Origin of the sequence: Pseudomonas endophytica (assembly GCF_001411475.1) — a bacterium.
Taxonomy (GTDB): Bacteria; Pseudomonadota; Gammaproteobacteria; order Pseudomonadales; family Pseudomonadaceae; genus Aquipseudomonas; species Aquipseudomonas endophytica.
On sequence record NZ_LLWH01000112.1, the window covers coordinates 104,518 to 130,987 of the forward strand.

The 26,470-nt window shown below is 54.6% G+C and carries 25 protein-coding genes; 15 read left to right on the top strand and 10 right to left on the bottom strand.

What is annotated here, in order from left to right:
- Positions 1-169: 169 nt before the first annotated feature.
- Positions 170-1,486 (top strand): substrate-binding domain-containing protein, encoded by a 1,317-nt coding sequence (locus tag AQS70_RS08850; RefSeq protein WP_055102438.1) that lies wholly within the window; start codon positions 170-172, stop codon positions 1,484-1,486.
- Here the strand turns inward: AQS70_RS08850 and AQS70_RS08855 are convergent.
- The gene (locus tag AQS70_RS08855; protein ID WP_055102439.1) at positions 1,483-2,697 is read right to left on the bottom strand and encodes an acyl-CoA dehydrogenase; all 1,215 of its coding nucleotides are present in this window, start codon (positions 2,695-2,697) and stop codon (positions 1,483-1,485) included. The two genes, AQS70_RS08850 and AQS70_RS08855, sit on opposite strands and share 4 nt — an antisense overlap.
- Before the next feature lie 156 nt (positions 2,698-2,853).
- On the opposite strand from AQS70_RS08855, the gene AQS70_RS08860 reads away from it, so the two are divergent.
- The 3 genes from AQS70_RS08860 (at position 2,854) to AQS70_RS08870 (ending at position 5,231) form a co-directional block, all read left to right on the top strand.
- The gene (locus tag AQS70_RS08860) at positions 2,854-3,807 is read left to right on the top strand and encodes a LysR family transcriptional regulator (RefSeq protein ID WP_055102440.1); all 954 of its coding nucleotides are present in this window, start codon (positions 2,854-2,856) and stop codon (positions 3,805-3,807) included.
- A 38-nt stretch (positions 3,808-3,845) separates the two neighbouring features.
- Complete coding sequence (locus tag AQS70_RS08865; RefSeq protein WP_055102441.1) at positions 3,846-4,244, top strand: MerR family transcriptional regulator; 399 nt, start codon at positions 3,846-3,848, stop codon at positions 4,242-4,244.
- 90 nt (positions 4,245-4,334) lie between these two features.
- Complete coding sequence (locus AQS70_RS08870; RefSeq protein ID WP_055102442.1) at positions 4,335-5,231, top strand: hydroxymethylglutaryl-CoA lyase; 897 nt, start codon at positions 4,335-4,337, stop codon at positions 5,229-5,231.
- Between the two features lie 638 nt (positions 5,232-5,869).
- On the opposite strand, the gene AQS70_RS08875 is transcribed toward AQS70_RS08870, so the two are convergent.
- Positions 5,870-7,552 (bottom strand): AMP-binding protein, encoded by a 1,683-nt coding sequence (locus tag AQS70_RS08875; protein WP_055102443.1) that lies wholly within the window; start codon positions 7,550-7,552, stop codon positions 5,870-5,872.
- Between the two features lie 205 nt (positions 7,553-7,757).
- Here AQS70_RS08875 and AQS70_RS08880 point away from each other — a divergent pair, with 205 nt between their 5' ends.
- The 4 genes from AQS70_RS08880 to AQS70_RS08895 all read left to right on the top strand — a co-directional run bounded on the left by AQS70_RS08880 (position 7,758) and on the right by AQS70_RS08895 (position 13,448).
- Positions 7,758-8,921, top strand: coding sequence for an isovaleryl-CoA dehydrogenase (locus AQS70_RS08880; protein ID WP_055102444.1), 1,164 nt, complete (start codon positions 7,758-7,760; stop codon positions 8,919-8,921).
- A 144-nt stretch (positions 8,922-9,065) separates the two neighbouring features.
- Positions 9,066-10,670: a carboxyl transferase domain-containing protein gene (locus tag AQS70_RS08885; protein WP_055102445.1), complete on the top strand. Its 1,605-nt coding sequence runs from the start codon at positions 9,066-9,068 to the stop codon at positions 10,668-10,670.
- A 22-nt stretch (positions 10,671-10,692) separates the two neighbouring features.
- Positions 10,693-11,511 (top strand): gamma-carboxygeranoyl-CoA hydratase, encoded by an 819-nt coding sequence (locus AQS70_RS08890; RefSeq protein WP_055102446.1) that lies wholly within the window; start codon positions 10,693-10,695, stop codon positions 11,509-11,511.
- Positions 11,508-13,448, top strand: coding sequence for an acetyl/propionyl/methylcrotonyl-CoA carboxylase subunit alpha (locus tag AQS70_RS08895; RefSeq protein WP_055102447.1), 1,941 nt, complete (start codon positions 11,508-11,510; stop codon positions 13,446-13,448). Before AQS70_RS08890 ends, AQS70_RS08895 begins: the two co-directional genes overlap by 4 nt.
- Positions 13,449-13,495: 47 nt before the next feature.
- On the opposite strand, the gene AQS70_RS08900 is transcribed toward AQS70_RS08895, so the two are convergent.
- A complete protein-coding gene (locus AQS70_RS08900) occupies positions 13,496-14,152 on the bottom strand; it encodes a LexA family protein (protein WP_055102488.1) in 657 nt (218 codons plus the stop codon).
- Positions 14,153-14,282: 130 nt separating this feature from the next.
- Here AQS70_RS08900 and AQS70_RS08905 point away from each other — a divergent pair, with 130 nt between their 5' ends.
- From AQS70_RS08905 to AQS70_RS08915, 3 genes are all read left to right on the top strand, one after another.
- Complete coding sequence (locus AQS70_RS08905) at positions 14,283-14,630, top strand: DUF6124 family protein (protein WP_055102448.1); 348 nt, start codon at positions 14,283-14,285, stop codon at positions 14,628-14,630.
- Between the two features lie 567 nt (positions 14,631-15,197).
- Positions 15,198-16,349 carry a M14 family metallopeptidase gene (locus AQS70_RS08910; protein ID WP_055102449.1) on the top strand — a complete coding sequence of 384 codons (1,152 nt, stop codon included), beginning with the start codon at positions 15,198-15,200 and terminating at the stop codon, positions 16,347-16,349.
- A 53-nt stretch (positions 16,350-16,402) separates the two neighbouring features.
- On the top strand, positions 16,403-17,722 hold the full coding sequence (locus tag AQS70_RS08915; protein ID WP_055102450.1) for a protein kinase: 1,320 nt from the start codon (positions 16,403-16,405) through the stop codon (positions 17,720-17,722).
- Positions 17,723-17,812: 90 nt separating this feature from the next.
- Here the strand turns inward: AQS70_RS08915 and AQS70_RS08920 are convergent, their stop codons facing one another.
- Both AQS70_RS08920 and AQS70_RS08925 read right to left on the bottom strand, forming a co-directional pair.
- Complete coding sequence (locus AQS70_RS08920) at positions 17,813-18,517, bottom strand: YebC/PmpR family DNA-binding transcriptional regulator (RefSeq protein ID WP_055102451.1); 705 nt, start codon at positions 18,515-18,517, stop codon at positions 17,813-17,815.
- A gap of 97 nt (positions 18,518-18,614) precedes the next feature.
- The gene (locus AQS70_RS08925; protein ID WP_055102452.1) at positions 18,615-19,472 is read right to left on the bottom strand and encodes a LysR substrate-binding domain-containing protein; all 858 of its coding nucleotides are present in this window, start codon (positions 19,470-19,472) and stop codon (positions 18,615-18,617) included.
- Positions 19,473-19,587: 115 nt separating this feature from the next.
- Between AQS70_RS08925 and AQS70_RS08930 the strand changes: the two genes are divergently transcribed.
- The gene (locus AQS70_RS08930) at positions 19,588-20,697 is read left to right on the top strand and encodes a 2-aminoethylphosphonate--pyruvate transaminase (RefSeq protein WP_055102453.1); all 1,110 of its coding nucleotides are present in this window, start codon (positions 19,588-19,590) and stop codon (positions 20,695-20,697) included.
- 68 nt (positions 20,698-20,765) lie between these two features.
- A complete protein-coding gene (gene phnX / locus AQS70_RS08935; protein WP_055102454.1) occupies positions 20,766-21,593 on the top strand; it encodes a phosphonoacetaldehyde hydrolase in 828 nt (275 codons plus the stop codon).
- 99 nt (positions 21,594-21,692) lie between these two features.
- On the opposite strand, the gene AQS70_RS08940 is transcribed toward phnX, so the two are convergent.
- Positions 21,693-22,253: an NADPH-dependent FMN reductase gene (locus tag AQS70_RS08940; protein WP_055102455.1), complete on the bottom strand. Its 561-nt coding sequence runs from the start codon at positions 22,251-22,253 to the stop codon at positions 21,693-21,695.
- 196 nt (positions 22,254-22,449) lie between these two features.
- On the opposite strand from AQS70_RS08940, the gene AQS70_RS08945 reads away from it, so the two are divergent.
- Both AQS70_RS08945 and AQS70_RS08950 read left to right on the top strand, forming a co-directional pair.
- Entirely contained in the window at positions 22,450-22,692 is a 243-nt protein-coding gene (locus AQS70_RS08945; protein WP_055102456.1) for a hypothetical protein, read from the top strand.
- 93 nt (positions 22,693-22,785) lie between these two features.
- Positions 22,786-23,697, top strand: coding sequence for a LysR substrate-binding domain-containing protein (locus AQS70_RS08950; RefSeq protein WP_055102457.1), 912 nt, complete (start codon positions 22,786-22,788; stop codon positions 23,695-23,697).
- Between the two features lie 69 nt (positions 23,698-23,766).
- Here AQS70_RS08950 and AQS70_RS08955 read toward each other — a convergent pair whose 3' ends face one another.
- From AQS70_RS08955 to AQS70_RS08970, 4 genes are all read right to left on the bottom strand, one after another.
- Positions 23,767-24,339, bottom strand: coding sequence for a GNAT family N-acetyltransferase (locus AQS70_RS08955; protein WP_055102458.1), 573 nt, complete (start codon positions 24,337-24,339; stop codon positions 23,767-23,769).
- A gap of 84 nt (positions 24,340-24,423) precedes the next feature.
- Entirely contained in the window at positions 24,424-25,173 is a 750-nt protein-coding gene (dnaQ, locus tag AQS70_RS08960; protein ID WP_055102459.1) for a DNA polymerase III subunit epsilon, read from the bottom strand.
- Entirely contained in the window at positions 25,166-25,618 is a 453-nt protein-coding gene (rnhA, locus tag AQS70_RS08965) for a ribonuclease HI (RefSeq protein ID WP_055102460.1), read from the bottom strand. The genes dnaQ and rnhA overlap by 8 nt, the downstream gene beginning before the upstream one ends.
- 88 nt (positions 25,619-25,706) lie before the next feature.
- Entirely contained in the window at positions 25,707-26,465 is a 759-nt protein-coding gene (locus tag AQS70_RS08970; RefSeq protein WP_055102461.1) for a class I SAM-dependent methyltransferase, read from the bottom strand.
- Positions 26,466-26,470: the final 5 nt, after the last annotated feature.

Below are 26,470 nucleotides of genomic sequence, written 5' to 3' on the forward strand. Positions count from 1 at the left end.
AAGCGCGCAACGGCTTTTTTCGTAGGAGCTGCCGCAGGCTGCGAGCTTTTGATCTCTAAAAACAAAAGCTCGCAGCCTTCGGCAGTTCAGAAGCCGATCAGGTAATTGAACTGAAACAATTTTGACTTAAATTGCTGGCATTTCTATGGCCCCACGAAGGTGCCCGCTAATGTTGCGTTTTAAGTCACTGATCCTGCTATGCGCAATCACGCAACTGGCCTTGGCTCGACCTGTTGCGGATTTGCGTATTCAGGGCTCTAACACCATCGGCGCCAACCTCAGCCCCGCGCTGGTGACCCAGATGCTGATTGAGCAAGGCTTTCACGATGTTCATAGCGTCCCGGTAACACCGCCCAATGAATACAGCATCGTGGCGACCAAAACCTTGGGCCAGCAGATCCGTGTCGATGTCAGTGCGCATGGCTCTGGCACTGGCTTTAGCTCACTCAAAGCAGGGCAAGCCGATCTGGTGGCTTCATCACGACCGATCAAAGACAGCGAACTGCTCGCGCTCCGAGCGCTCGGCGATCTAAAAAGCCCTGAAGCAGAGCATGTCATTGCCATTGATGGGCTGGCAATTATCGTGCACCCGCAAAACCCGTTAAGTCAGCTCAACACGGAACAGTTGGCCAAGGTCTTTAACGGTGAAATCAACACGTGGGAGGCATTGGGCGGTATTGGCGGGAGAATTAATCTGTATGCCCGAGATGATCAGTCCGGTACTTGGGACACATTTAAAGAGCTGGTGCTAAGCCCAGCCAACCACCCCCTGAGCGCCACCGCACAGCGTTTTGAATCCAGCGAAGCGTTGACCGATGCAGTCAGTCAAGACCCACATGCTATTGGTTTTATCGGCTTGCCTTACATTCGCAACGCCAAAGCTTTGGCCATTGTTGATGGGCCGTCGCAGCCAATGCTGCCACTCAACAGCCTGATCGCCAGCGAAGATTATCCGCTGTCTCGACGCCTGTTTTTTTATCTGCCGCCCACCAGCCAAAATGCACTGGCTAAGGCGCTAGTCACGTTCACGCAAAGCCCTAGAGGGCAGGCCATCGTGGCGCAAAATGGTTTTGTCGCACAAAGCGTCCGGGCCAGCCACGTTCAACCCGGCGCACACATGCCCGCGCAATATCAGGCACTGACCCATCAGGCCCAGCGTCTGTCGGTCAATTTTCGTTTTGCCGAAGGCAGCGCCACGCTCGATAACAAAGCCCGCCAAGATCTGTTACGCGTGATTGACTACTTAAAGTCGCACGACAAACTCAACAAACACGTGACGCTGGTGGGCTTTGGTGATGTCAAAGACAACCCTGAACGCGCACAACTGCTGTCAAAACTCAGGGCCATGACCGTGCGCCGTGAGCTGGAAAAGTTCGGCGTGGTGCTGCGCGATATTCGCGGCTATGGCGCGAACATGCCGGTGGCGACCAACACCGAAGATGAAGGCCGAATGAAGAATCGTCGGGTTGAGGTCTGGGTAGACTAAGGTGCCGCTTGCGCGTATTTAGCTAACTCAAACTTACCCACTGCCGCCCGGTGAACTTCGTCCGGGCCATCCGCCAAGCGCAACGTGCGTTGCATGGCGTACATGTAGGCCAGCGGGAAATCTTGTGAAACCCCTGCTCCGCCATGGATCTGAATCGCTCGATCAATCACCTTCAACGCGACGTTAGGGGCAACCACCTTAATTTGCGCGATCTCGCTTTTCGCCACTTTATTACCCACGGTGTCCATCATGTAGGCCGCTTTCAAGGTAAGCAGCCGTGCCATGTCGATCTCCATCCGCGAGTCGGCGATTTTGTCGATATTGCCGCCCAAGCGTGCCAACGGTTTTCCAAACGCCGTGCGCTGGAGCGAGCGCTGACACATTAGCTCCAATGCGCGTTCAGCCATGCCGATTGAGCGCATGCAGTGATGGATGCGGCCAGGGCCAAGACGGCCTTGGGCAATCTCAAACCCCCGCCCCTCGCCAAGCAAGACGTTTTCATAAGGCACACGCACATTATTGAACTGCACTTCGGCGTGCCCGTGCGGCGCATCGTCGTAACCGAACACCGGCAACGGGCGCACGATGTTCACGCCGGGTGTCTCGACGGGCACTAAGATCATTGAGTGCTGCTGATGCCGCGCATTGTCAGGATGACTCATGCCCATAAAGATCAGGATTTTGCAGCGTGGATCGCACGCCCCTGAGGTCCACCACTTGCGACCGTTGATTACCCATTCATCACCGTCACGCACGGCACGGGCAGCCATATTAGTGGCATCGGATGAGGCGACCTCCGGCTCGGTCATGGCGAACGCCGAGCGAATCTCGCCACGCAATAACGGCTCTAACCATTGTTGTTTTTGCTGCCCAGTGGCGTAGCGCACCAACACCTCCATGTTTCCAGTGTCCGGTGCGGAGCAGTTGAACGGCTCAGATCCGAGCATCGAGCGGCCCATAATCTCGGCCAAGGGCGCGTATTGCAGGTTAGTTAAACCGGCGCCCAGCTCAGACTCCGGCAAAAAAAGGTTCCATAGGCCCTCGGCTTGAGCCTTAAATTTGAGTTCTTCCATGATCGCAGTCGGCTGCCAGCGATCGCCTTCTGCCACCTGCTGCTCAAAAATCGCCTCCGCCGGATAGACATAAGCGTCCATGAACGCGATCACACGTTCGCGCAGAGCCTGAACTTTCGGTGAGTAAGCGAAATCCATAGGTGGCTACCTTTTACTGTGAATGCGAGTAGGCGTTGTCGTGATGCTAATTCAGCGTCGCGCCATTTACGCCGTGCATTAACAGTCTGTATGACCATTCATAAGCAAAATAAAACTCACCAGGCTGTCTTATTTCTAATAGCAAGAGCCCGCACCATGAATCTGAGCAAGGTCGACCTCAATCTGTTTATCGTCTTCGACGCCATTTACACCGAAGCCAATCTGACCCGCGCCGGACAAATTATCGGCATTACACAGCCTGCGGTCTCCAACGCGCTGGCCCGTTTGCGTGAAACCTTCAACGACCCGTTATTTGTGCGCACGGCTCAGGGCATGGTGCCTACGCCGATGGCGCAAAACATCATCAGCCCGGTTCGCAGCGCCTTGGCCTTATTGCGCGTATCGGTGCAAGAAAGCCGCACGTTTAATCCGTTACAAGCGAATAAGACGTTTCGTATCAGCATGACCGACCTGAGCGAGGCGGTTATTTTGCCGCCGCTGTTTCAGCGCCTGCGTCGACAGGCACCGGCGGTCGTGATTGAAAGCTTTTTGGCCCACCGCCGTGAGACAACCAGCGACCTAGCAGCAGGACGTTTAGATTTCACGATTGATGCACCGCTAAATGCTGATCTACAAGTGCGCCACATCAAGCTGATGGAAGACCGTTTTGTGTGCGCCATGCGCCAAGGCCATCCCTTGGCTAACAAGAGCAGCATCAACCTCGATGAGTATTTGGCGCTGACCCATGTACACATTTCGACCCGCCGCAACGGGCTGGGCCAAGTGGATTTGACGCTGGGTAAAATCGGTCTGCAACGCAAAATCACACTGCGCTCGCAGCATTACCTGATGGCCTCGAATGTTTTGCAGCAAACCGACATGGTCATGACCGTGCCAGAGCGTTTTGCTCGGCGCCACGGTTTACATTTTGTAGCGCTGCCTATCAGCGAGTTACCGAATGTGGAAACCCATTTGTACTGGCACGAAAGCACCGAGCAAGACCCAGCTAATCGCTGGATGCGCGAGCAATTGATAGAGGTGTGCCAGCAGCAAGTGGCGCTGGAGAAAAAGGCCGAGACACAGCGCTTGCTTGACGTAAACGTCAACTAACCCTTAGTTTTACGGCATGATCCTTTTAGAGCATGCCCATGAGCAGCCAGACGTACAGCATTTCCGATCTTGCCCGCGAACTTGATATCACCCCCCGCGCCATTCGTTTTTATGAAGAGCAAGGCATGCTTGCTCCCGAACGGCGGGGACAGGAGCGGGTGTATTGTGCGCGGGATAAAGTCAGCTTGAAGCTGATCTTACGAGGTAAACGCATCGGTTTTTCGCTGGCTGAATGCCGTGAGCTGATTGAGCTTTACGATCCAAGCAGCGGCAATCAGAAACAGTTGAACAGCATGCTGGCTAAAATAACCGAGCGCCGCGAACAACTGGAACAACAGCTTTTGGATATTCAGCAAATGCAACTTGAGCTGGATACCGCTGAAGAGCGCTGTATTCAAGCGCTTGAGCACACAATAAAAAATCAGACAGCCCTCTAAACATCCAACCCCTGTAGCGCGCTTGATCGCGATTTTTTGATCGTCCAAAAGCGCTCCCACAGGGCTAGCCATAGTGACAGGTGATCCCCCATGACATTCCCCACCCATGTACGCCTGATTGAAGTCGGCCCGCGCGACGGTTTGCAAAATGAAGCCCAGCCCATCAGCGTGGCCGATAAGGTGCAGTTGGTTAATGCCCTGACAGACGCCGGATTGGGTTATATCGAAGTGGGAAGTTTCGTCTCACCAAAGTGGGTGCCGCAAATGGCCGGTTCGGCTGAAGTCTTTGCCCAGATCAAGCACAAGCCGGGCGTTGTCTATGGGGCACTGGCGCCGAATATGCGTGGTTTTGAGGACGCCGTCGCCGCTGGAGTAAAAGAGGTTGCCGTGTTCGCGGCCGCGTCGCAAGCGTTTTCACAGCGCAATATTAATTGCTCGATCAGTGAAAGCCTGGAGCGGTTTGTGCCCATCATTGAGGCCGCCAAACAACATGGCATCAGCGTGCGCGGTTATGTTTCTTGCGTACTGGGTTGCCCGTATGAAGGCCAAGTGTCTGCACAACAAGTCGCCGCTGTGGCCAAAGAGCTATACGCCATGGGCTGTTACGAAGTGTCACTGGGTGACACCATCGGCACCGGCACCCCAACCGCAACCCGCACGATGTTTGAGGCCGTAGGGGCGTTTATCCCACGCGAAAAACTCGCCGGGCACTTTCATGACACCTACGGACAGGCACTGGTCAACATATACGCCAGTTTGCTCGAAGGTATAAACGTCTTCGACAGCTCGGTTGCGGGCTTGGGCGGCTGCCCGTATGCAAAAGGCGCCAGCGGTAACGTTGCGACTGAAGACGTGCTGTACATGCTCAACGGTATGGGCATTGAGACGGGGGTCGACATGGACAAACTGCTACTGGCCGGCGAGCACATCTGCAACGTGCTGGGACGTGTTACCGGGTCACGGGTGGCGAAGGCTCGTGAGGGCTAAAAAGTGTGGCTTTGTGTTACCGCACCCTCACCCAAACGAGTAACACGGAAACAAACCGGCCCTTGTCCAGGCCGGTTTTTTAATACCTTAAATTTCAAGTCATTGATTTTAAAGGGTTTTATAAAGTTGGCACGGCTCCTGCTATCTCTATGGCATAACAAGAATAAAAACCGCAGCAACATAATAAGAACAATACGAAACGACTCTGACATAACAAAAACAACACGGCAGAGACGCAGCTAACAGATTTTTTTGGAGAAGGTTTACTTTTCCGGGGAGCTTAAGAGCCACCTCGCAACCGGGCAGAGAACAATAAAACTACCCTCAGGTAGCACCCGTTCAGGTTGGATCACAGGTTTGATAGCCAGTGATAAAAGTGGATCAGCGCTCAAAAAAATACGTTTGCTCTTGATCCCGAATGGGGATCGCCAAAAACGCAGCAAAGGGTGAGTTCCAAAAACAACAATAAACCGCCCTTCAATAATAAAAAAAGAGCACGCAACGACACGTTAAAGGGGAGCTTAGGCTCCCCTTTGTGCTTTCTGCATTTCCCTGTGTAGGAGCGAACTTGTTCGCGATCTTATGACCTTCAAAAGCATAAGATCGCAGCCATCGTACCTCGGCAGTTCCTACAGGACCTACACGTTGCGAATCTCCAGAATACTGATTTCGCGCATTTTGAATTTTTGGATCTTGCCCGTCACGGTCATCGGAAACACCTCAACAAACTTGAAGTGGCGAGGCGTTTTGAAGTGGGCGATCCGCGACTTGCACCAGGTTTGCAGCTCAAGTTCGTTGGCCGTATGCCCTGGATGAAACTTGATCCACGCCACAATTTCTTCGCCGTATTTCTCATCAGGAATACCAATCACCTGCACATCGGCTACCGCAGGGTGAGTGAAAAAGAACTCTTCCAGCTCACGTGGGTAAATGTTCTCTCCGCCACGGATGATCATGTCCTTGTTACGCCCGACAATGCGCACATACCCCTGTTCATTCATTTCGGCCAAGTCACCCGTGTGCATCCAACCTTCATTGTCGATGGCTTCAAGGGTCGCCTGCGGGTTGTTCCAATAGCCCAACATCACACTGTAACCACGGGTGCACAACTCTCCGATCTCACCTCGAGCAACGACATTACCTTCGGCGTCGATCACCTTGTTTTCAAGGTGTGGCTGGGTACGCCCAATGGTCGTAACACGCAACTCCAGATCATCATCAGGCCCGGTCTGCATAGACACCGGGCTGGTTTCGGTCATGCCATACGCGATTTGCACCTCGCGCATGTGCATCTCACTGATGACGCGGCGCATCACTTCTATCGGGCAAGTTGCGCCAGCCATGATCCCGGTACGTAGGCTCGATAAGTCAAAATCGGCACGCTGCGGATGGTCGAGTAAGGCAATAAACATAGTCGGCACCCCGTATAACCCGGTGGCCCGCTCCTCAGCGATAGCTTGCAGAGTGTGGGTCGGGTCAAAGGCCTCACTCGGGTAAATCATGGTGGTGCCATGGGTCACACAACCCAAGTTACCCATCACCATGCCAAAGCAGTGATACAACGGCACCGGAATCACCAGTCGGTCTGCGGACGTCAGCCCCAGACTCTCGCCTACCATGTAGCCGTTATTAAGGATGTTGCGGTGACTGAGGGTCGCGCCCTTGGGGAATCCGGTAGTACCCGAGGTGTATTGAATGTTCACCGGCTCGTCGAGCTGCAAACTGGCCTGCCGCGCATACAGGTCTTGTGCCTTAACGCCTTGGGCTAATGTGGCCAACTGCGGCCAAGGCAAGAAACCCGCCGGGGGCTGAGCGTCGAGACTGATCACGCCGCGCAAATCTTCGAAACACTGACTCTCAAGCTGCCCAACCGGATGCTCGCCCAACTCCGGGAGCAACGTCTGAAGCATGGCGTGGTAGTTCGAGGTTTTGAACGCACTCGCACTGACGATCCATTGGCACGCCGATTGTTTGAGCACGTACTTCAACTCTGACAAGCGGTATGCCGGATTAATATTGACCAAGATCACGCCAATTTTCGCGCTGGCAAATTGGCAGATAAACCACTCGGCACAGTTAGGCGCCCATACGCCCAAACGATCGCCCTTTTGCATGCCCAGCGCCAGCATCGCTCTGGCATGCACATCCACGGCCTGAGCCAACTGAGTCCAGTTGTAACGCTGATGTTGATGACGCACCACCAGCGCCTCACCTTTGGGGTAACGGGCAGTGGTTTGATCAAACGCCTGACCGATGGTCATCGCCAGCAACGGCTTATCTTGCGCGCCCTGGCTGTAACTGGGAACAGATTGCGGCTTCATGACAACTCCTTTTGTGATTGTTTTGGGAGTACGAGTAATGCGCTCACCCGCGCGTTCTCGCTGTACAGAGTCGCAGTTACTCTGAACCAAGTTGACGTTAACGTAAAGGTCGTTGACAGCTTTAAGCGCCAAGCTTACGTTAACGTAAAGCTTATCCATGGCGATGCTGTTAACGCCCCTACAAGAACAACGACCAAGGTGCCCCATGAGCTACCCGACTTTAAACTTCGCGCTAGGCGAAACCATCAACATGCTGCGCGACCAAGTGCAGTCTTTCGTAGCTGCCGAGCTGGCCCCACGCGCGGCACAAATCGACAAAGACAACCTGTTTCCGGCTGACATGTGGCGCAAATTTGGTGACATGGGGCTGCTCGGGATTACCGTATCTGAAGAGTACGGTGGTGCTGGCCTCAGCTACTTGGCCCACGTGGTTGCCATGGAAGAGATCAGCCGCGGCTCTGCCTCGGTAGCCCTCTCGTACGGCGCACATTCAAACCTGTGCGTGAACCAGATCAACCGGAACGGTAGCCATGCACAAAAACTTAAATACCTGCCCAAGCTAATCAGCGGCGAGCACATTGGTGCCTTGGCCATGAGCGAGCCAAACGCTGGTTCAGACGTGGTGTCAATGAAATTGCGTGCCGACAAGCGCGGTGAACATTTCGTGCTCAATGGCAGCAAAACCTGGATCACCAACGGCCCTGACGCCAACACGTATGTGATTTACGCCAAGACCGACCTAGAAAAAGGCCCACACGGTATCAGCGCGTTTATTGTCGAGCGCGACTGGAAAGGCTTCAGCCGCAGCACCCATTTCGACAAGCTAGGCATGCGCGGCTCTAACACCTGCGAGTTGTTTTTTGACGACGTTGAAGTTCCGCAAGAAAACTTACTAGGCCCCCTCAACGCAGGGGTAAAAGTATTAATGAGCGGCCTCGACTACGAACGCGTCGTTCTCTCGGGCGGCCCGACCGGGATCATGCAGGCATGCATGGATCTGGTGGTGCCGTATATCCATGACCGCAAACAGTTTGGCCAGAGCATTGGCGAATTCCAGCTAATCCAAGGCAAGGTTGCGGATATGTACACCCAGCTCAACGCTAGCCGCGCCTATCTGTATGCGGTTGCCGCAGCCTGCGAGCGCGGCGAAACCACACGTAAAGACGCCGCTGGGGTGATCTTGTATAGCGCTGAACGCGCCACCCAAATGGCTCTCGACGCCATTCAGATTCTGGGCGGTAACGGCTACATCAATGAGTTCCCCGCCGGGCGTCTGCTGCGTGACGCCAAACTGTATGAAATCGGTGCGGGCACCAGCGAGATCCGTCGCATGCTGATTGGTCGCGAACTCTTTAATGAGACGAAATGAATTTCGTCAGGTGTCGGTCGCTGGGCGACTGCTTCAAGTTTCAAGCTGCCAGTAAGCGCAAGGGCCTCTAGCCCTTGCGCTCTACACTTGGCGTTTGAGGCTTAGCGCTTGCAGCTTGTCTGCAACACTTTTTGGAATAAACCCATGATTTTGAAGACGACGGTCAACCCGCGCTCAGCGGAGTTCGCAACTAACCGCGACGCCATGCTCAAACACGTCGACGCTTTGCACGCGTTGCTTGAGCACGTGCAGCAAGGCGGCGGCGCCAAGGCACAAGAACGTCACACCTCACGCGGTAAGTTACTGCCCCGCGAGCGCATTGAACGCCTGCTCGACAGCGGCTCACCCTTCCTGGAACTGAGCCAGCTTGCCGCCTACGGCGTGTACGGTGAAGACGTTCCGGCAGCCGGAATTATCGCGGGTATTGGTCGGGTTGAAGGGGTGGAATGCATGATTGTGGCCAACGATGCCACGGTCAAAGGCGGCTCTTATTACCCACTTACGGTAAAAAAGCACCTGCGGGCACAGACCATTGCTGAACAAAATCGCTTGCCCTGTATTTATTTAGTGGACTCGGGCGGCGCCAACCTGCCGCGCCAGGATGAAGTATTCCCAGACCGCGAGCACTTTGGGCGGATTTTCTTCAATCAAGCCAACATGAGCGCGGCTGGGATCCCGCAAATTGCGGTGGTCATGGGGTCGTGCACCGCCGGCGGTGCCTATGTGCCCGCCATGGCCGACGAAGCGATTATGGTGCGCCAACAAGCCACGATTTTCTTAGCCGGGCCACCTTTGGTTAAAGCAGCAACCGGCGAAGTGGTCAGTGCAGAAGATCTGGGCGGTGCTGATGTGCACTGCAAGGTTTCTGGCGTCGCCGACCATTACGCCGACAGTGACGAGCATGCTTTGGCGCTTGCCCGACGCAGCGTGGCCAACCTCAATTGGCGCAAATTGGGTCAAGTGCAATACCGCACACCCTTGGCGCCGCTCTACCCCGCTAACGATCTGTACGGCATCGTGCCGGCGGATGCCAAACAGCCTTTTGATGTTCGCGAAGTCATCGCCCGGCTGGTGGACGGTTCGGTACTCGATGAGTTCAAAGCATTATTCGGCACCACGCTGGTCTGTGGCTTTGCGCATTTGCACGGCTACCCAGTGGCGATTCTGGCCAACAACGGGATTTTGTTTGCAGAAGCCGCACAAAAAGGCGCGCACTTTATTGAACTGGCCTGCCAGCGCGGCATTGCCCTGGTGTTTTTGCAAAACATCACAGGCTTTATGGTCGGACAAAAATATGAGGCAGGCGGCATCGCTAAGCACGGCGCCAAGCTAGTCACTGCGGTGGCTTGCGCCAAAGTGCCCAAGTTCACCGTGATCATCGGCGGCAGTTTCGGCGCAGGTAATTACGGGATGTGTGGGCGCGCTTACGACCCGCGTTTTCTCTGGATGTGGCCTAACGCCCGGATCGGGGTGATGGGCGCGGAGCAAGCCGCCGGAGTTCTGGTGCAAGTTAAGCGCGAGCAGGCTGAGCGCAACGGCTTGCCATTCAGTCGCGAAGACGAAGCCGAGATCAAACAACCGATCCTCGATCAATACGAGCATCAGGGCCACCCTTACTATTCCAGCGCCCGTTTGTGGGATGACGGCGTTATTGATCCAGCCCAAACCCGTGAGGTCTTGGCGCTGGGCTTGTCGGCAGCATTGAACGCCCCCATCGAAGCCACGCGTTTTGGCGTGTTCCGCATGTAAGGCCACTGAAAGGACTACGGACATGAACGACTTTAATACCCTTGAACTGCAGACCGATCCCCGAGGTTTCGCGACCTTGTGGTTGAGCCGTGAGCACAAGAACAACGCCTTTAACGCCGAGATGATCCAAGAGTTGATCGTTGCGCTTGGTAAGGTTCAGAGCGATGACAGCTTGCGTTTCCTCCTCTTACGCGGGCGCGGCAAACACTTTAGCGCGGGCGCCGATCTAGCCTGGATGCAGCAATCAGCCGAGCTCGATTACAACACCAACTTGGACGACGCACGGCATTTGGCCGAACTGATGTACTCCTTGGCTAGGCTGAAGATCCCAACCTTGGCGGTGGTGCAAGGTGCAGCGTATGGCGGTGCGCTGGGCCTAATCAGTGCCTGTGACATGGCGATTGGTACCGATAATGCGCAGTTCTGTTTGTCCGAAGTTCGTATTGGTCTGGCCCCCGCAGTGATTAGCCCGTTTGTGGTGCAAGCGATTGGCGAGCGCGCTGCACGACGTTTCGCCCTGACCGCAGAGCGCTTCAGCGGTCAACGCGCGCGCGAGCTGGGGCTGCTTTCAGAGTGTTACCCCGTGGCAGAGCTTGAACAACACATCGCTCATTGGGTCGACAACCTTTTACTCAACAGCCCGCAAGCCATGCGCGCCTGCAAAGACTTGCTCCGTGAAGTCAGCCATGGGGCGCCAACCCCGGCAATTCGCCGCTACTGCGAAAATGCCATTGCACGGATTCGAGTCAGCCCCGAAGGCCAAGAAGGCTTACGTGCATTTCTGCAAAAACGTAATCCGCGTTGGCAAACCAGCCCTTCCATTCTGGAGCCGCGTTCATGAGCGCCCCTCTTATTACCTCTGTATTGGTGGCCAATCGCGGCGAAATAGCCTGCCGGGTGATGCGCACCGCCAAGGCGCTTGGCCTCACCACCGTTGCGGTACACAGCAACACTGATCGCGATGCTCGGCATTGTCGCGAGGCCGATATCTGTGTGGATCTGGGGGGCAGCAAGGCCGCCGACAGCTACCTTAAAATCGACAAGATTATTGCCGCGGCTCAGGCCAGCGGTGCACAGGCAATTCACCCGGGTTATGGCTTTTTATCTGAGAACGCCGGTTTTGCGCGTGCAGTTGAAGCGGCAGGGCTGATTTTTCTCGGGCCTCCCGCCACAGCCATTGATGCCATGGGCAGTAAGTCCGCGGCCAAAGCCTTGATGGAAACTGCCGGAGTCCCCTTGGTGCCGGGCTATCACGGCGAAGCGCAAGATGTTGAGACTTTTCTCCTTAGCGCTGAACGTATCGGCTACCCGGTATTGCTCAAAGCCACAGCAGGTGGCGGTGGCAAAGGCATGAAAGTAGTCGACGATGTTAGCCAGCTGGCTGACGCCTTGGCCTCGGCTCAGCGTGAAGCGCTGTCTTCGTTCGGCGACGAGCGAATGCTGGTCGAGAAATACGTCCTCAAACCTCGTCACGTAGAAATCCAGATTTTTGCCGATCAACACGGCAACTGCCTGTACCTCAACGAGCGCGACTGCTCGATCCAGCGCCGTCACCAAAAAGTGGTTGAAGAGGCCCCAGCGCCCGGTCTGAGCACAGAGCAGCGCCGCGCAATGGGTGAGGCAGCCGTACGCGCTGCCCAAGCCATTGGCTATGTCGGTGCAGGCACCGTGGAATTTTTGCTGGATGCGCGTGGCGAGTTCTTCTTTATGGAGATGAACACCCGTCTGCAAGTTGAACACCCTGTGACCGAAGCCATCACTGGCTTGGACCTAGTGGATTGGCAAATCCGTGTAGCCCGCGGCGAAGCCCTACCCATCACTCAGGCGCAAGTGCCTTTGCACGGGCACGCAATTGAAGTGCGCTTGTACGCCGAAGACCCCAGCAACGACTTTTTGCCCCAAACCGGACGGCTTGAGGTCTATCGCGAGCCTGCGGCCGGGCCAGGGTGCCGGGTTGATAGCGGCGTGAGTGAGGGCGATGAAATTTCACCCTTTTACGACCCGATGCTCGGCAAGTTGATTGCTTGGGGGGAAGATCGCGAACAAGCCCGCCTGCGGTTGCTGGCGATGCTCGATGAATGTGCTATTGGTGGCTTGAAAACCAACCTGAGCTTCCTGCGGCGCATCATTGGGCATCCAGCCTTCGCGGCCGCCGAACTGGATACAGGATTTATCCCTCGCTATCAGACGCAATTACTGCCGCCTACCCAGCCATTACCACCGGCCTTTTGGGAAGCTGCCGCTCAAGCATTCCAGCAAAGCCTGACACCTCAGCAGCGCAACGATGACCCGACTTCACCGTGGGCATCACGCTTGGGCTTTCGCAATGGCCTGCCCGCCAAGACTTTGCTCGTCTTGAGTGCCAATGATCAATGCCACAAGGTCAGCCTCGGTGAAACCAATACGACATTGCACAACGAACAGTTGATGACCGAACACAACGGTGTACGCCGTCAACACCTCGCGATACGTCGCGCCGACACCCTCTATTTACGCTGGGAGGGGGACGTACACAGCGTCAGCCTCTACGACCCGATAGCCGCTGCGAGTGCCAACCACGGGCAACAAGGCGGTTTGACTGCCCCAATGAATGGCAGCGTGGTGCGAGTGCTGGTAGACGTAGGTCAAGCAGTCGACGCGGGGGCACAGTTAGTGGTGTTGGAGGCGATGAAAATGGAACACAGCCTGCGAGCGCCCCATGCTGGAGTAGTAAAAGCCTTGTTCTGTGGAGAAGGTGAAATGGTCAGCGAGGGAACGGCACTGATCGAGATGGAATAAAAAAACGGATACCGACAACGGTATCCGCTTTTTTTCTGGCGCCGTGCTCAGAACTTGGTAATGGCTTGCACAACCACGCCGATAATTGAGCACTGCTTGTCAAACAAAACTTTAGGGTAAGTCGGGTTGAGTGGCTTGAGATAAAGCTGACCGCTCTCTTCACTCAACTGCCTGAAGGTCGCCTCTGTGGAGTCAGGCGTGCGAGCAATCACCATTTTGCCTGGTTCGGGCTCAATGTCAGGATCTACCAGAATCATCATGCCTTGCGGAACGCTGACGCCCATTGGAGCCGTCATCGCATCGCCCATTACCTGTAACCAAAATGCCGCCCCTTTAGCGTAATAGTCACTGACCTCAAACATCGCGGCCGGCTCATAGCCTAGCAGTACCTTCTCGTTGATTTGGTCCGCGACCGACCAGTCGCTAACTGGATAACGGAAGGCAGACGTTATGTCGTAAGTGATCTCATCGACACCCGACTCATTAGCGGCGTGATTGCGATCACGAATCACCAAAGCGACTTCCAAGTGTTCCAGACCTAATGCCTGTAGCACTTTGTTCATCGTGGGCAAATCGGGCTGACGGCGTTTATTGAGCCAATGCCCAACGCCCCCTTGGGAAGCCCCAACGCGCTCGGCTAGTTTCTCTTGCGTGAGTTTTTGCTCGCGCAATTTTGTTCTGACTAAAGCGATCCATTTATCCATCTGCGGAACAATACGGATTGAAAATGAGCCAACAATACACATTCCGTATTATTTAAATCCATATAAAAAATACCTATTGTACTAATCTGGATTTGGACGATCCTATTAATCTTAGAAACGCAGGTAAATCATGCCCTCCATAACAAAAATCACCTCAGCGATTGAGCTCGATAGTGAGATTGAAGCGCTAAAAGACAACGCCGCTACCCAGCGCGCCCTTGACTATTATTTGAAACCAGCTGTTTCGCAGCCGCCTGTCGAGAAGAAAGTGTTTGTTGTAGGTGACGACGTGAGCCAAGAAGAAGCGTTGGTCACAGCCAGTGATTATTTGAGGTGCGGCATCAGCATGATGTATGGCACCGCAGAAACCCATGGGGGTGCTCACCGCGATCAATTTCTGGCCGTCGCTTTTATTGTCGAGTCCGCCAAGCAACTGCTAGACCGCGCGCTGGATATGCAGAAATTGCCTACTCAGTGAAGCGAGCAGCCATTCATAGCTCACAAGGATCTTGCTGTCAGTATCGAGCTAGAGCCTTCGAAGGGAGATGGAGAAAAAAACTTAGAGAAAGTGCAGAAAATCATTTGACTTGCAAATGATAATGATTACTATTGCAGGCAGCTGGTCGCGAGATCAGCCGATCATTCAAAGGACCTTAGGTCGGTCTTTCGAATAATCTCCTCATCAGGCTAATCACGGTTATTTGACCCGGCTTATTGCCGGGTCTTTTTTTTGCGGCCAGTTATCTGGCTCAGCGTGCTTCAGGCTAATGAAGTCTTGTGTGCGATCGGTTTTTTTCAGTGACCGCTACGATGCTGGCGATGATAGCAAAAGAACATCGACCAACGGAAGTCTAATACCCTATACCCTGGGCTTTATCGCGATTTTGAACTTGAGAATCACTCTCAAAAACGTTATCCTCGCGCCGCGTCAAGGATGACGCCCCCCTCGTTATCCTTCATTCTCCCCTCTTCAAAATTGCGTATTGGCTCATTGCGCTTGCGATGTAAAGTAACGCCCACAATTATCTGATTCTAGGATTTGGCGATGATCGTGGCGCCTTCCGCACTTCATATCAGCAGTGACTTTGACAGCGGTAACATTCAGGTATTGGATGCCAGCAACCCGCTGCACGTGCGTCTAGCGATAAAACCTGACGCCAAAAGCCCACACTTTCAATGGTTTCACTTCAATGTCCAGGGCTTGTGCGTGGGTCAGACCCACCGCTTTGAGCTGAGCAACGCCAGCCAGTCTTCCTACAACAAGGCTTGGTATGGCTATCACGCGGTTGCATCCTACGATCACGAGAAGTGGTTTCGCGTCCCTTCAGAATTCGATGGCACCGCTTTAAACTTTAGCCTTGAGGCTGAACAACCTCAGGTCTGGTTCGCCTACTTCGAGCCCTATAGCCGCGCTCGTCACGATGAGCTGATCAAAAACGCACTGCAATGGTCTGGTTGCGAGGTAGTGGCCGTCGGTAAAAGCGTCGAAGGTCGCGACATACCTTTATTGCGCAAAGGCACTGGTGCCAGCCGCAAACACAAGATCTGGATCATTGCTCAACAGCACCCAGGCGAACATATGGCCGAATGGTTTATGCAGGGTGTTCTTAAACGTTTGGAGCAAGGCAGCGACCCACAACTGCGTAAGTTGCTGGATCACGCCGATCTATACCTGATCCCCAATATGAATCCCGATGGCGCCTTCCATGGGCATTTGCGGACTAACGCCAATGGCCAAGACCTGAACCGCGCTTGGCAAAACACCGACCCTCTTGCCAGCCCTGAAGTGTTTTTCGCTAAGGAGCAGATGCTCAAGTACGGTGTCGACCTCTTTCTAGACATTCACGGCGATGAAGAAATCCCCTACGTATTTACCGCAGGCTGTGAAGGTAACCCCGGCTATACCCAACGTCTGGCAACCTTAGAGGAGCGTTTTCGCAGCCACCTCAGCCAACTGACCCGCGACTTCCAAACCGAGTATGGCTACCCGCGTGACGAGGCAGGCCACGCGAACATGACCTTGGCCTGCAACAGCGTCGGTGAGCAGTTTGACTGTCTATCACTGACGCTTGAAATGCCCTTTAAGGACAACAATGATGCGCCCGACGCATTGACCGGCTGGTCCGGCAAGCGCTCCATACAGTTGGGTAAAGATGTACTGAGTACCTTATCGAGTATGGTTCGCGAGCTCCGTTGACGCGCTGCCAACCGCGCACTTTCTTTTACGTATATGAGTTCCACTGCCTGCTTATGGATACCCTCGCTAAATTGCGCGCTGGCCAATTGGCTGGTGCTAAACGTCTGGATTTATCGTGCGGGCTGACTGAGTTCCCACAAGAGATTTTCCAACTAGCTGACACCCTTGAGATCCTCAATCTGAGTAGTAACGCACTTAGCAGCTTGCCCCACGACCTACACAGACTGAGCCACTTACGCATTCTGTTTTGCTCGGACAACGCGTTCACCGAGTTGCCCGCCTGCTTAGGGCAATGCGCGCAATTGAGCATGATCGGCTTCAAGGCCAATCAGATCGAAAGCGTTCCTAGTGCTGCACTGCCACCGCAGTTGCGCTGGTTAATCCTGACTGACAACCGCATTCGCCACCTGCCCGAGGCGTTGGGCCAGCGGCCACTGCTGCAAAAACTGATGCTGGCGGGTAATCACTTGCACGCGTTGCCTGAACGCTTGACCGAATGCAAGCGTCTGGAACTAATCCGCTTGGCGGCCAATCAATTCACCGAACTGCCTAATAGCGTACTGGCGCTGCCGAGTTTGTGTTGGCTGGCGTATGCCGGGAATCCGCTGCGCGAAGACGCCAGCGCGCTTCAAGAGCCAGACAACACACCTAACATCGACTGGTCGCAACTGACGTTTGAACAAAAGCTAGGCGAAGGTGCTTCGGGGATCATTTATCAGGCGCAATGGTGCGCACCTGACAAACCAGCCCGGTCCGTCGCCGTCAAACTTTACAAAGGCACTATCACTAGCGATGGTTCGCCGCTCAATGAAATGAATGCCTGCATTGCGGCGGGTCAGCATCCGAATCTGATCAACGTATTAGGCCGTGTTGCAGGTCACCCCGAAGACACGGCGGGCCTGGTCATGGAGTTGATCGACCCTTCTTTTATCAACCTTGGCGCCCTGCCCAGCTTTGATACGTGCAGTCGTGACGTCTACGCCGCCCATACCCGCTTCACCTACGACAGTGCCTTACGCATTGCCCGCGGTATTGCTTCGGCAGCCAAGCATTTGCATGCTCAAGGCATCTGCCACGGTGATTTGTACGCACATAATATTTTGTACCGCGATGACGGTGACTGCCTGCTCGGCGATTTTGGTGCGGCGTGCTTCTACGCTCGCGACAACAGCCCGCAAAGCCGCGCACTACAACGTATTGAAGTCCGAGCTTTCGGGGTTTTGCTGGGGGAGCTACTGGAGCGGCTCGACTCAGACCTAAGCGATCAACAAAGCGCGCTGTGGCAAGACTTAGTGCAGATTTGCACACAGCCAGACGTATTGGCACGGCCAGATTTCACCGCGATCAACAAAGCGTTGGCCTCCCCCCTGTAGAAGCGAGCTTGCTCGCGATCTTTTGATCTTCAACAGATCGCGAGACGAGCGCCTACAGGGAGGGCTACAGGTCAATCGTAAGGGTCATTACTACGCCAGCGCGACGAACATTTCCTGCACATCGTCCTGCTCTTCCAGCTTGGCCAAAAACTCCTGAACCTCAGCCATTTGCTCGTCGCTCAGACCGGTCACCGGGTTTTTCGGCAGATAGCCCAGTTTGGCCGACAGCACAGTGAAACCTTGCTCTGGCAACGCTTTTTGTACTGCATCCAAATCGGTAGTTTCAGTGATAAACAAAGTCGTACCTTCTTCCTCACCTTCCTCAAAATCCTGAGCGCCAGCTTCGATAGCGGCCATTTCAGGATCCGCATCCGGCGTGTCGGGTTTAGCTTCGATCAACCCCACATGGTTGAAGTCCCACGCCACCGACCCCGAAGCGCCCAATTGGCCTTTACGAAATGCTACGCGGATCTCGGCAACGGTACGGTTGATGTTATCGGTCAGGCACTCAATGATTAACGGCACCTGGTGCGGAGCAAAGCCTTCATAGGTCACGCGGTGATATTGCACCGCTTCAGTACCGATACCCGCACCTTTGTTGATCGCACGCTTGATGGTGTCAGCGGGCATCGACGCTTTTTTAGCCTGCTCATAGACCAGACGCAAATGTGAGTTCATGTCCGGGTCTGCGCCGTTGCGGGCTGCAACGGTCAGCTCCTTGGCCAATTTGCCAAAAATTTTCCCGCGGCTGTTGGCGGCGTCCGCTTTGTGTTTAACCTTCCACTGTGCGCCCATAACTCATTCTCTCAATCAGGTGTGTCGCGGCAGTTTGGCCGTCGAATGGGCGCAAGTTTATACGGCTGAAAGTCGTCAATCGACCAAAAAATCTAAATTACAGCGCCAGCTCCATAAACGCTTTGATCAGTCGCAGCTCAGCACGCCGCTCTAAGCAACCGAGCATATGTTGGTTAATCAGCCCTGATCCGTTGATCGGCACGGCGCCGACCCGTGGGTCGTAGCTGACCTCAGCCGACGACACGATGCCCACGCCCAACTGCGCCGCCACGGCTTCTGTTACAGCCTCGCGGCTGTCCAGCTCCAACAACACACGAGGTTTCACTCCGGCGTTATCACACGCTCCATCAAAAGTACGCCGCGTAATCGAGTTCGGCTCTCGCAAGACCATGATGATGTCGTGCAGTTGGGCAATATCGACGCCCTGCGCCAGCGCCAACCATGGATGGCTGGCGGGCACCAACGCGCAAATTCGCGACGTTTGCAGTGCGCGCAACGTCAGCCCTTTACGCGGTTCGACTTCAGTTAACACGGCCACATCAACGTGCTCGGACAGCAGCGCGGCCAAGGTTTCTTGAGCGTTACCCAGACGCAAATTAACAGTAACGCCCGGAAACCGCTCGCGCAGACTCGCCAACATCGGCATCACCCTGTGCGGGCCATCGGCAGCGACCTCCAGCCGCCCGGTGAGGAGCTGGCGATTAGCCTCCAGCAACACCTGCGCCTCATCCACCAAACCAAACATGGCCCGCGTGATAGAGGCCAACTTCATGCCCTCCTCAGTCAGTTCTACACGACGCGCTGTACGTCGCAGCAAGGTAATTTGGTAATGCTCCTCCAAAGCCTTGATATGTCCGGTTACGGCGGGTTGGCTGATAAACAACCTGGCGGCGGCCCGCGTAAAGCTGCCTTCGCGGGCCACGGCATCAAAGGCGCGAAGCTGAAATAAATTCATAGGTATAACTCTGGCCGATAGCTGAGATAACAACAAACAATTTGATTGATACCAGCACAAACTGCAACGTATGCCCTGTATTCAATTGCTATCCCAAGCGTGTGAGGAATTCAGAATGCCCCCTGCTGCGCCAATCCTACTGACCCCAGGCCCTTTGACCACTTCTGCGCGCACCCGTCAGGCAATGATGCTCGACTGGGGCTCTTGGGATGACAGCTTCAACCAGTTGACCGCCAGCCTATGCGAGCAATTACTCGCGATCATCAACGCCGCCAACACCCACCACTGCGTGCCAATACAGGGCAGCGGTACTTTCGCAGTCGAAGCCGCAATTGGCACCTTGGTGCCTCGCAACGGGCATGTGCTGGTATTGATCAACGGCGCCTACGGCAAACGGCTAGCGAAAATCTGCAAAGTGATAGGCCGTCGCTTTAGCACCTTTGAAACAGCCGAAAACCAGCCGACTACCGCCGCCGATGTTGATCGCTTGTTGAACGCTGATCCGCGCATCAGCCATGTGGCTTTAATCCACTGCGAAACCAGCACCGGCATCTTGAACCCACTGTCCGACATAGCGGCGGTGATCGCCCAGCATGGCAAACGCCTGATTATCGACGCCATGAGTTCATTTGGCGCCCTGCCTGTAGACGCACAGCACGTACCGTTTGACGCGTTGATCGCCGCCTCAGGCAAATGCCTTGAGGGCGTCCCGGGTTTAGGCTTTGTGTTCGCCCGTAAAGAATCACTGGCCAATGCCCAGGGTAATTGCCACTCGCTAGCAATGGACCTGCAAGACCAATACGCCTACATGTCCAAGACCGGACAATGGCGCTTCACGCCCCCCACTCATGTGGTCGCGGCACTGCACGAAGCCTTGCTGCAATACAAGGAAGAAGGCGGTTTACCTGCACGTCATAAACGTTACGCAAACAATTGCCAGACCCTACTCAATGGCATGGCTCGCTTGGGGCTGCGCAGCTTCTTGCCTGAGGCGATCCAGGCGCCAATTATCGTGACCTTCCACGCTCCGAAAGATCCGCGCTATCAGTTCAAAACCTTCTACGAGCGGGTTAAGGCCAAGGGTTTCATTCTGTATCCCGGTAAGTTGACCCAAGTCGAAACGTTCCGCGTCGGTTGTATCGGACAGGTCAATACCATCGACATGCACGCCGCGGTCAAAGCCATCGCCGACGTGCTGCGCGAAATGGAAGTGCTGGATATTTGATTCAGCTCCCACCTCACAACACCCCTTTACCTCGCGCAGCCGAGGCTGCTCATACAGGATGTACAGACATGAACTACAGCAACCCAAGCACACTTCAGGCAGCGATTTTCGACTGGGCCGGTACTGTGGTCGACTTTGGCTCCTTCGCCCCGACTCAGATCTTTGTTGAAGCCTTTGCCGAATTCGGCGTGCAGATGTCCATAGATGAGGCACGCGGCCCCATGGGCATGGGGAAATGGGATCACATACGCACCCTTTGCGATCAGCCACAGATCAGCGAACGCTACAAAAAAGCATTTGGCCGTACACCGAGCGACGACGATGTGACCGCGATTTACCAGCGCTTCATGCCACTGCAAATCGAAAAAATCGCCGAGCACTCGGCGCTGATTCCTGGCGCACTGCAGGCCATCGCCAACCTGCGTGAGCAAGGCATAAAAATCGGCTCGTGTTCGGGTTATCCCGCGCAGGTCATGGCCAAAGTCGTCGAACTGGCCGCCACCAGCGGCTACGTCGCTGACCACGTGGTGGCGACTGATGAGGTGCCCAATGGCCGTCCGTGGCCTGCTCAAGCCTTGGCCAACGTGATTGCAATGGGCGTTGATGATGTCGGTGCATGCGTCAAAATTGACGATACCGTACCCGGCATCCTTGAAGGTCGACGGGCGGGCATGTGGACAGTGGCACTGGTGTGCTCCGGTAATGCGCTGGGCCTGACTTACGAGCAATACCGCGCGCTGGACTCCGCCACCTTGGCCACAGAGCGCAAACGCATTCACGCCCTGTTCGAAGGTTCACGCCCGCATTACCTGATCGACACCATCAACGACCTTCCCGAAGTTATTGCCGACATCAACAAGCGACTGGCACAGGGCGAAATGCCGCAAAGCAGCTAAATAAGAACAGGCAGACGACTGGGCGCGGCTTAGTCGTCTATCGGTTCACCTGCATGATTCTGGCTCGACACAGGGCATGAACTGCGATGCAGACAGGCATCAGTTTTTGTTTAACTGCTCAACCCACTGGCTGTAAGCATCAATAAATGTCTGCAAAAACGGTCGGGTTTTTTCTGACACGGTTCCAGACTCATCAAAAACGCTACCCGCCCCACCTAGGTAGGCTTCTGGCTGTTGCATACAAGGAACATTCAGGAATACCAGCGATTGACGCAAGTGATGGTTGGCACCAAAACCACCAATGGCACCCGGCGAAACGCTAATAACGGCACCCGGCTTGCCACCCCAGACGCTTTTACCATAGGGACGTGATCCTACGTCGAGGGCGTTTTTAAGCGCAGCCGGAACCGAGCGATTGTATTCCGGGGTTACAAACAGCACTGCATCGGCGGCTCGCACCTGATCTCGAAAAGCACTGTAGGAGGCTGGCGGCGTTGAGGTTTCAATGTCTTCGTTGTACAGCGGTAAGTCGCCTATCTCGACGATGTTCAACTTCAGGTTAGCCGGAGCTAGATCAGCCAAAGCATGGGCCACTTTGCGATTGAGTGATTCTTTTCTCAAACTACCGACTAGCACTGCAACGTTGTAGACCTTGCTCATAGAAAACTCCGAGTCTGTGGCTGTAGGAAGAGTAGTTATAGATGATCAAACAGCTTTCTTGCAGAGAGGTTCACCTTAATTTCCTGCAAGCCTGTAAAGTAGCCAGACTATTTTTTCCCTATCGTTAAACTTCCCCTACTGATCAACGGTCTACAGAACCGCAAATTGGGTGTTTATCTCCAGAGGTTCTCTACAAATGGCGGCAGTTCTAGTTGGGCAATTTCATGCAAGAGACGCGGAAGGCCGTGTCTACTCAGTGCATGAATTTGAAACAGAGGTAGAGGGTCAGGCTGTGACCACTTATAAGCTGGCTATTGGCGATCGCGTCACAAAGATCAATGAGAATGAGTTCCTGTTGGTCCAGTCAGACATTCAACTGACTCGCGACTCGGAAACCTCAGCGACTAAAAAGCCTGATGCCCTAGTGACACCGGAATAAAACGCTGCTACCGGCACATCACTGAAGTCACAGGAAGAGACTGGGATCAAGCTTGGCGAGGTTCAACTTGATCCGCGGAATATGGATTTCAGCATGCGTTTACGTCACATCGAAGTGATCCAGGCCATCTTGCAAACCGGCAGCCTCAACCATGCGTCCGAGCTACTGCAACTGCCTGTATCCACACTCGATTCCACACTGCATGAAGCCGAGCAACAGCTCGGCTTCATGCTATTTGCCAGCGTGCGCGGACGCCTCAAAGCCACCCGCGAAACGCTGCTGCTGCAACCGCTGATCAATCAGCTGTATGCAGATGCAGAACCACTTCACAGACTGAGTGAGGGCCTGCGCCAACATCATGAGCCCACCTTACGCGTGATCTGCAGTGAGACATTGGCCCAGCCACTGCTGCCAGCCAGCATTGCAATGCTCAGACGTCGATTCCCAGACACGCCAACAACCTTAAGCAGCCAGCCGTTGACTGAAATAGTACGCAGTGTGCTGATGGATGAGTGCGACGTCGGCTTGAGTTTGCAGCCTACAGAGCAGTTAGGCATTGATTGCCTGAAGTTGACCCAAGGCAAGGTACAACTCCTCGCACCTCACGGCTGGCTCTCACCCAAGCAAAAATACATTGCCCTGCAAGACTTGGCAGGGCAGGTAATGATTGGCCTGTCCCAGCACGACCCGCTGAGCCGTGCCCTAGACAGCAAGTTGCTCACATTGCGCCCAGCACCGGTGGTTCACATCGCGGTTCAAAACTATCAGATGATGCGCAGCATGGTAGAAGCTGGCGAAGGGCTGGCATTGGTTGATCCGTTTACAGCAATTGGCGCTAAAAGCAGCGGGCTTGATGTGTGCCCAGTGTCACCGGCGATTCCAGTAACGCTCTATGCGCTCATGCGTAAAGACACAGAGCCGTGTGCTGCGCTCAGATCCTTATTGGGCATCGTTCGTGAAAAAGCAGAAGCCTTACTGGCAGACCAAGGCGTAATGACGCTTTAGCGCACTGAATCACACACTGCTGGCGTAGCAGACTGCTTCGTGATCATTTGACTGATCAGCCACACACTCTTACGTTCGGTTCTCAAACAATAGATACCAAAAGATCGCCACCTCGCAGGTCTGAGGGTCTATCCCGCGATAGCGCAAGTAGTCGATACCGCCTACTTGATACCCGCAACGTTCATACAAGCGACAGGCGCCGATGTTGTTGTTTTGGGTTTCGAGCGTGATGCCTTGCAGTTTTTTTTTGTGGCTCCAGAACTTGACCACATCCAGCAATGATTTGGCCACACCATGACGGCGGCCACAGACTGCTACGGCCAGTTCGTCGACATGGGCAAAACCATTCCAGTTAGTGCTGACCACCACATGGCCCACCGGCTGATCATCTAGGTAAGCCATGAAAATCGCAGTGTCTGGCCCGCCAATGAAACTGGCAAATTCATCCGGATCTATGCCATAGCATTTGCGGTAAGGCGTGATCATGTCCAGAGGCCAGTGCTCGACCTTTTTATGACGGTCAGCACGGGCATAAGCATTAACTTCAAAACTGAAATCGTTGCCCCACACGTAGGGTGCAAACCCTTCATCAGCCAAACGGACCGAAACAACGGGGTCATTGGGGTTCAAAACCAAATGCATGAAAAATCCCTCTTTCTTGCGGTGAAATACCCCTGCAACTCGATTTCACACAATGTCACGGCGACAACAATAACCATAGATCTGCTAGTGGGTTTGAGCGTCGAGAAGTTGTGCCCACAACGACGGGCCACCTGCTGATTTGGCAATTGCCTGTAGGCGCGCCGCATGTTCGGCCAAGTCACTTTCACTTGCACGAATAATCCGGCCAGAGGGTCTGTCCGCTGACAAACGGCGAATTTCAGTGGCTTGGCTGCCAGAACTGTCGCCTGACTCATGACCATCCGAAGCATTACCGGCCAGCGACAAGCTGGTTTGCCCGCCGGTCATGGCCAGATAAACATCCGCCAGAATCTCGGAGTCGAGCAAGGCGCCGTGTAATTCACGGCCCGAGTTGTCGACGCCATACCGTTTGCACAAAGCATCCAAGCTGTTGCGCTGCCCAGGGTGGCGGGCCCGCGCCATCATTAGGGTGTCGAGAATGGAGCAGTGCTGGGTGATATCAGCGCGGTCGGTCTGCCCAATCAAGGCAAATTCGTTATTCAGAAAGCCAACGTCAAACGCCGCGTTATGAATGATTAACTGCGCGCCGGTTATGAACTCAAAAAACTCGTCCGCTACTTCACCGAAACGCGGTTTGCCGACCAGAAATTCGTTGGTGATACCGTGAACACCAATAGCGCCTTCGTCACTTTCACGATCAGGTTGCAAGTACACATGAAAATGACGACCAGTGAGACGGCGCCCCATTAACTCAACGCAACCGATCTCGATCACCCGATGACCGTCGGTGACGGGCATGCCGGTGGTTTCAGTATCAAGTACCACACTACGCATGCTGACTGCCCCTCATGTCCTCAACCCCACGGTTGGCCAACTGGTCTGCACGCTCGTTGCCGTGATGGCCAATGTGCCCGCGCACCCATTGCCATTTCACGGTGTGGCGGCTGACTTGCTCATCAAGCAGCTTCCAGAGATCGGCATTTTTTACAGGCTCTTTGGAAGCGGTCTTCCATCCACGCTTTTTCCAGTTAACCATCCACTCGGTGATACCTTTCATCACGTACTGCGAATCGGTGACCAACAACACTTCACACGGGCGCTTGAGCTCTTCAAGCCCGCGAATGGCTGCCATTAATTCCATGCGGTTATTGGTGGTGTTGGGCTCGCCACCCCAAAGTTCTTTTTCAACACCTTGGCAGACTAACAAAGCTCCCCACCCTCCAGGACCAGGGTTACCCTTGCAGGCACCATCGGTGAATATTTCTACGCTATCGCTCATTGCAAACTATCCAGAAAAAGCCACTACGGCCTACCAATCAAGTCGTGATGGCAGCGCCTGAGGCCGGGCAAACCCGACCGGCATTAGATTAGGGTTTTATATCAGGTCGGTTGACCTTGGCCATCTGCAAAGGGATTAACTTGCCCTTTAGTGCTCGACGCAGCGGCATGACGGGTCGCAAACCTACAACCATTTTGCGAGCCACCAAAACGTAGAAGCCACCGCCGGCCAATTGCCAGCTTCCGGCCTTGCGCTCCCAACCCGACAAACGGCCTTGCCACGCCTTGGAAGCAAGCGGCGGACGATAGCACCCGAAGCGGCGTTTCTCCAGCGCAAAGCCCAGTAGATTCAGCCAGTCGGCGACACGTGAAGGCGAAATACAGCGCGCCTTACGCAGGCCATCTTTGGCGAAAACATGCCGAAGGCCCCAACTGCTCCAAGGGTTAATACCGACGATCAACAAATGCCCACCGGGGCGGACACTGCTGGCCGCTTCACGCAACAAACCGTGAGGTGAAAGGCAAAAATCTAGACCGTGCTGTAAAACAACCACATCGGCCGCGTGCTCACATAAGGGCCAGGACTGCTCCTCGCAGATAATTTCAACCCCTGGCAAGGGCGCGCCCAAGCGGACATTGCGCTGAACTTGCGCGGCCTTCGGCGGCGTCTCAGCACCTGGACCGTAGTGCACCAAATACCCGCCAAAATAGCGTCCGAGCTCGTCCTCAAGCACCCGTTGCTCATCTTCTAGCAACAACTGGCCAAGGGGACCAGACAGCCATTCGCGGGCCGAACTAATCAGTGCCAGCCACTCAGGATCAGCCTGAGCCAATGGTTTATCGGTCATTGCTC

Coding starts and splice junctions, on each gene's coding strand:
- dnaQ (WP_055102459.1), bottom strand. CDS start 25,173: ATGCGTAGTGTGGTACTTGATACTGAAACCACCGGCATGCCCGTCACC.
- AQS70_RS08880 (WP_055102444.1), top strand. CDS start 7,758: ATGAGCTACCCGACTTTAAACTTCGCGCTAGGCGAAACCATCAACATG.
- AQS70_RS08930 (WP_055102453.1), top strand. CDS start 19,588: ATGCCCCCTGCTGCGCCAATCCTACTGACCCCAGGCCCTTTGACCACT.
- AQS70_RS08890 (WP_055102446.1), top strand. CDS start 10,693: ATGAACGACTTTAATACCCTTGAACTGCAGACCGATCCCCGAGGTTTC.
- AQS70_RS08895 (WP_055102447.1), top strand. CDS start 11,508: ATGAGCGCCCCTCTTATTACCTCTGTATTGGTGGCCAATCGCGGCGAA.
- AQS70_RS08855 (WP_055102439.1), bottom strand. CDS start 2,697: ATGGATTTCGCTTACTCACCGAAAGTTCAGGCTCTGCGCGAACGTGTG.
- AQS70_RS08870 (WP_055102442.1), top strand. CDS start 4,335: ATGACATTCCCCACCCATGTACGCCTGATTGAAGTCGGCCCGCGCGAC.
- AQS70_RS08950 (WP_055102457.1), top strand. CDS start 22,786: ATGCGTTTACGTCACATCGAAGTGATCCAGGCCATCTTGCAAACCGGC.
- AQS70_RS08900 (WP_055102488.1), bottom strand. CDS start 14,152: ATGGATAAATGGATCGCTTTAGTCAGAACAAAATTGCGCGAGCAAAAA.
- AQS70_RS08945 (WP_055102456.1), top strand. CDS start 22,450: ATGGCGGCAGTTCTAGTTGGGCAATTTCATGCAAGAGACGCGGAAGGC.
- phnX (WP_055102454.1), top strand. CDS start 20,766: ATGAACTACAGCAACCCAAGCACACTTCAGGCAGCGATTTTCGACTGG.
- AQS70_RS08940 (WP_055102455.1), bottom strand. CDS start 22,253: ATGAGCAAGGTCTACAACGTTGCAGTGCTAGTCGGTAGTTTGAGAAAA.
- AQS70_RS08850 (WP_055102438.1), top strand. CDS start 170: ATGTTGCGTTTTAAGTCACTGATCCTGCTATGCGCAATCACGCAACTG.
- AQS70_RS08915 (WP_055102450.1), top strand. CDS start 16,403: ATGGATACCCTCGCTAAATTGCGCGCTGGCCAATTGGCTGGTGCTAAA.
- AQS70_RS08955 (WP_055102458.1), bottom strand. CDS start 24,339: ATGCATTTGGTTTTGAACCCCAATGACCCCGTTGTTTCGGTCCGTTTG.
- AQS70_RS08920 (WP_055102451.1), bottom strand. CDS start 18,517: ATGGGCGCACAGTGGAAGGTTAAACACAAAGCGGACGCCGCCAACAGC.
- AQS70_RS08970 (WP_055102461.1), bottom strand. CDS start 26,465: ATGACCGATAAACCATTGGCTCAGGCTGATCCTGAGTGGCTGGCACTG.
- AQS70_RS08885 (WP_055102445.1), top strand. CDS start 9,066: ATGATTTTGAAGACGACGGTCAACCCGCGCTCAGCGGAGTTCGCAACT.
- AQS70_RS08925 (WP_055102452.1), bottom strand. CDS start 19,472: ATGAATTTATTTCAGCTTCGCGCCTTTGATGCCGTGGCCCGCGAAGGC.
- AQS70_RS08875 (WP_055102443.1), bottom strand. CDS start 7,552: ATGAAGCCGCAATCTGTTCCCAGTTACAGCCAGGGCGCGCAAGATAAG.
- AQS70_RS08905 (WP_055102448.1), top strand. CDS start 14,283: ATGCCCTCCATAACAAAAATCACCTCAGCGATTGAGCTCGATAGTGAG.
- AQS70_RS08865 (WP_055102441.1), top strand. CDS start 3,846: ATGAGCAGCCAGACGTACAGCATTTCCGATCTTGCCCGCGAACTTGAT.
- AQS70_RS08860 (WP_055102440.1), top strand. CDS start 2,854: ATGAATCTGAGCAAGGTCGACCTCAATCTGTTTATCGTCTTCGACGCC.
- rnhA (WP_055102460.1), bottom strand. CDS start 25,618: ATGAGCGATAGCGTAGAAATATTCACCGATGGTGCCTGCAAGGGTAAC.
- AQS70_RS08910 (WP_055102449.1), top strand. CDS start 15,198: ATGATCGTGGCGCCTTCCGCACTTCATATCAGCAGTGACTTTGACAGC.